The organism is Kitasatospora sp. NPDC005751 (assembly GCF_040630835.1).
Taxonomy (GTDB): domain Bacteria; phylum Actinomycetota; class Actinomycetes; order Streptomycetales; family Streptomycetaceae; genus Kitasatospora.
Genome location: NZ_JBEXYC010000140.1, coordinates 1 through 4,074, shown reverse-complemented (window position 1 = coordinate 4,074; position 4,074 = coordinate 1). Strand labels below are relative to the sequence as shown.

Here is a 4,074-nt window from a genome sequence, read left to right as displayed (position 1 = left end):
TGCAGGGGGGACCCTGTGGGAGAGTAGGACGCCGCCGAACAATCATTCCAAAGAACCCCCCGGTCCGTAAGGATCGGGGGGTTCTTTGCGTTTCCGGGAAAGGCACGCCCAAGCGGTCCGGGGCCGACCGAAAGGCCGGCCCCGGCGTCGCGTGGTTACGAGTGGGGTGCGGCGGTGCCCCAGTTCGGGCGGCTCACCCACTGGTCGGCCGTTTCGGTGATCCGGGTGACGCCGGTGCCGTTGGTCTGCATCCGGTACAGGTCGGCGGTTCCGCCGGCGGGGGCCTGGGAGAAGACGATGGACGTGCCGTCGGGGGAGTAGGCGGCGGCCCCGTAGAACACCTCGGACGGACCGGGCGTCAGGGCGTCGATGGCGCTGCCGTCGGGCTGCACGGTGTAGATGCCGCCACCGGGGGTGTAGTCGGGGCCGGCCGGATAGGTGGTGAACAGGATCCGGGTGCCGTCGGGGGACCAGCTGGCGCGCTCACCGGCGCGCAGCTCCCACGGGGTGAGTCGGCGCAGGCCCGTGCCGTCGGCGTTGACGACGTAGAGGGCCCGGCCGCTGGCGGGCTGCCCGGTCGAGCTGGTCCGGTACTCGAAGACCAGTTGCTTGCCGTCGGGCGACCAGCTCGGATTGCGGACCTCGCCGGAGTACGGCGTGTCGTTGGTGAGGAAGGTCAGCCGCTGGGCGTTGGTGCCGTCGGGGCTCATCAGGTACAGGTCGGAGTACTGGACCTGCTGGGTGGACGAGTCGATCGCGCCCCAGGTGCGGCTGAAGGCGAGCTGCTTCCCGTCGGGGGAGAAGGCGGGGCCGCTCTCCTGCTCGTTGGCGCAGTCGGCGGCGCCGGTCTCGCAGAGCTGGCCGATCTGGTGGGCGCCCTCGCCGTCGGCGGAAACCGTCCAGAGCCGGGCCGCGCCGGTCTCGGTCTCGGTCCGGTCGAAGGCGAGGGTGCTGCCGTCGGGGGACCAGTCGGGGTGGTCGTCGCGGTCCTGGCCGGAGGGCCGGGTGAGCTGCTGCAGGGTGCCGCCGTCGGCCGTCACGGTGAAGACGGCGCTGGTGAGGCGTCCGGGGTCGAGGAAGACCCGGCCGGCGATCAGGCCGTTGTGGGCCGTGACGGGCAGGGCCGGTGCCGCGGCTCCGATCACGCCCGGGGTCGCGTTGGCGATGGCGGGGTCGGGAGTCGGGGTGGCGGACGGGGACTCCGCCCGGATCTCGCTGAGCGGGATCTCGCCGGGCTGGACACCGCACCCGGCGAGCAGGGCGGTGCCCGCCAGCAGGAGGCCCGCACCTGCGCGGGCGCGGGTGCGGGCCGTGGTGGTGAGTGGCAGCAGCCGTGTGCCGGTCATCGGCGTGTCATCTCCGTCTCTGGTGCAGGACGAGGCCCCCGGGGAAGCTGTCACTGTGTCAGATCGGGAGGGCGGGCAGGCCGCCGACACGCGACGGTCCGTGGCCACTCGGTCGCACGGAGTATGAAGAATGGATTGTTGGGTTGACGGCGCGGCGCGCCCGGCCGGCCGCCGCCGGCCCGGGGCGTCAGTCGCGGTTGGCCCGGCGCTCGGCCTCTGCCTCGTCCTCGGCCTCGGCGACCTCAAGGGTCGGCGCGGTGCCGCCGAGGTGGGCGGGCTGCCACCAGGTGTCCTCAGGCCCGCTCGGCTTGCCCGGGTACTCGCGCTGGGCCCGGTCGAGCATCTCGCTCATCGCGGCGCGCAGCCTGCGGGTGACCATCACGGGCTTGTCGCCGGGCGCCAGCTCGATCGGCTCGCCGATCATGATGGTCACGGGGACGTGGCGCTTGGTGAGGGTCTTCGGCCGGCCCTTGGTCCAGAGCTGCTGGGTGCCCCACAGGATGACCGGCAGCAGCGGGGCGCCGGAGTCGGCGGCCATCCGGGCGGCGCCGGTCTTGAACTTCTTCAGCATGAACGAGCGGCTGATGGTCGCCTCCGGGAACACCCCGACCATCTCGCCGGCGCGCAGGGCGCGCACGGCGGCCTCGTACGCGGGCTGGCCGTCGGTGCGGTCGACCGGGATGTGCTTCATGCCCCGCATCAGCGGGCCGGAGACGGCGTGCTTGAAGACGTCGTCCTTGGCCATGAAGCGGGTCTTGCGCTTGCCGCCGCGGAAGGCTCCGAGGCCGGCGAAGAGGAAGTCGAGGTAGCTGATGTGATTGCTCACCAGTACCGCTCCGCCCTGGGCGGGGATGTTTTCGGCGCCGACGATCCTGATGCGTACGTCGAGCGCGCGGAAGACGGTCAGTGCGGCGCCGATCACCGGCGGGTACACGAGCTCTGCCACGGTCAGTCCTGACTTCCCACGGGCCCTGGTGGCCCGGTCCGGCGGTACCCGTGTCGTACGTGGGGCCGACCGGAGGCGCGGCACGCCGCGGCGGCCACGGGTGATACACGGAGATGATCCCCCGAACGAGTGCCCGCTGTCACCTGAGGCGGGCGGTCGGGCGGGTGACGGGTGTGTGACGTCCGTGATGGGCCGGCCGGGAACCTTTCCGGTCCGGTCAGGACGCGGCGTCCAACCGGCCCTGGGAGCGACGGACGAGCAGGTACATCTCGCAGCCGAGGCAGTAGCCGAACACGGCGTTGAGGAAGGCGGCGGCGAGGGCGAACGCGGTGGCCAGCAGGCCGAGCCAGGTCACCCCGGTGAGGAAGCCGAGCGCGCCGACGGCGGCGAAGACCAGGCCGACGCCCTGGGCGAAGCGCGGCGGCCGCTCGTCCTCCGTCGCGGTGGGCGGTGCGAGCCGGGGCAGGAGCAGGGTCCGGTACAGCCAGTTGTACGGCGACCGGTGCAGGCCGCCGATGGCGCCGAGGCCGAAGACGATGCCCTGGAGGGTGAGCAGCAGGCCGCTGCCGCTGAGGAGGACGGCGCCGAGGACGGCCGCGCTGAGCGCGGCGGCGAACCTCGGGCCGCGGGGGTCTATCTGCAACGGGGGCTCCGGATCTGGATCGCAGAAGGGGGGACGGCAGGGCGCGTCAGTGACAGCGCGAGGCCGTGGCCCGGCACAGGTCGACCACCCGGCGGGTGGTCAGCAGCGGTCGTACCGGGCGGTCGGAGTCCACCCGGCGATCGTACGCGGGCCCCGCCCCGGCGGTCGACCACTCTGTCGGACTCGTGGGGGGCCGGGGCAGACTGGGGGGATGACCGGGTTGGTGGTGTGCGTCGTCGTGCTCGCGGTGGCGAGCGCGTTCGGGCTGCTGCGGGCCCAGCGCGACGGGAGGCTGCGGGTGCGGGCGAAGGACGGGGCGGTACGGCTCTCGGCGGCGGACCTGGGGGAGGCGCTGGGTGAGCGGGCCACGCTGGTGCAGTTCTCGACCGCGTTCTGCCAGCCCTGCCGGGCCACCCGGCGGGTGCTCGGGGAGGTGGCGGGTCTGGTGGAGGGGGTGGCGCACATCGAGCTGGACGCCGAGGAGCGGCTGGCGCTGGTCCGCCGGCTGGAGATCCTGCGCACGCCCACGGTCCTGGTGCTGGACGCGGGTGGCCGGGTGGTGCGCCGGGCGGCCGGGCTGCCGCGCAAGGCGGACGTGATCGCGGCGCTGGGCGAGGCGGTCTGATCCGCTCCGGGGGGTGTGGCGGCCCGGGTGGTGAATCCCACTCCCGATGCGCCGCCCCGTCGGGTGGTGTCGGCGGGACGCTGGGGCAGGATGAGGGCTGACGGCAGTGCGAGCCGTTCCGCGGGCCGTCCGGGCCGGGGGCCCTCAGGCCCTCGCGAGGCGGGCCGAGGGGCGGTCGGACGGGGCTCGGCGGCGTAAGCTACTGGCCAGTAGTGTCATTCGACTACTGGCGAGTATGCTGCCAGGAAGTTCCGGACCGGCACGGGAACACGCTGCCCGGAGCGGGTGCGTGCCGAGTTCGCGCCCGCTTGCACAGCCGCAGCCGCCGGACGAGACCAGTACAGGAGACAGGCCGTGAGCTTGAGGATCGTTGTCTGTGTGAAGTACGTGCCGGACGCGACGGGTGACCGTCGTTTCGGGGACGACCACACCACCGACCGGGAGGGTGTGGACGGCCTTCTGTCGGAGCTGGACGAGTACGGCGTGGAGCAGGCGCTGCGGATCTCCGAGGCGC

Annotated in this window: 4 protein-coding genes and 1 pseudogene; 2 read left to right on the top strand and 3 right to left on the bottom strand. The window is 73.1% G+C overall.

The window, feature by feature from the left end; all coding sequences use genetic code 11:
* Positions 1-155 precede the first annotated feature (155 nt).
* The 3 genes from ABZ497_RS36615 to ABZ497_RS36605 form a co-directional block, all read right to left on the bottom strand.
* Positions 156-1,346 (bottom strand): hypothetical protein, encoded by a 1,191-nt coding sequence (locus tag ABZ497_RS36615; RefSeq protein ID WP_359812432.1) that lies wholly within the window; start codon positions 1,344-1,346, stop codon positions 156-158.
* A 187-nt stretch (positions 1,347-1,533) separates the two neighbouring features.
* The gene (locus ABZ497_RS36610) at positions 1,534-2,292 is read right to left on the bottom strand and encodes a lysophospholipid acyltransferase family protein (protein WP_329490782.1); all 759 of its coding nucleotides are present in this window, start codon (positions 2,290-2,292) and stop codon (positions 1,534-1,536) included.
* A 217-nt stretch (positions 2,293-2,509) separates the two neighbouring features.
* Positions 2,510-2,935, bottom strand: a complete 426-nt coding sequence (locus tag ABZ497_RS36605; RefSeq protein WP_329490783.1) for a DUF4395 domain-containing protein — start codon at positions 2,933-2,935, stop codon at positions 2,510-2,512.
* A gap of 211 nt (positions 2,936-3,146) precedes the next feature.
* Between ABZ497_RS36605 and ABZ497_RS36600 the strand changes: the two genes are divergently transcribed.
* Together ABZ497_RS36600 and ABZ497_RS36595 are read left to right on the top strand one after the other, a co-directional pair.
* Entirely contained in the window at positions 3,147-3,560 is a 414-nt protein-coding gene (locus tag ABZ497_RS36600; RefSeq protein WP_329490784.1) for a thioredoxin family protein, read from the top strand.
* 354 nt (positions 3,561-3,914) lie between these two features.
* A pseudogene (locus tag ABZ497_RS36595) lies at positions 3,915-4,074 on the top strand (electron transfer flavoprotein subunit beta); the annotation flags it as partial.

Bases quoted from the DNA above. Each gene is read 5' to 3' on its own strand.
- ABZ497_RS36615 (WP_359812432.1), bottom strand. From the start codon at position 1,346: ATGACCGGCACACGGCTGCTGCCACTCACCACCACGGCCCGCACCCGC.
- ABZ497_RS36600 (WP_329490784.1), top strand. From the start codon at position 3,147: ATGACCGGGTTGGTGGTGTGCGTCGTCGTGCTCGCGGTGGCGAGCGCG.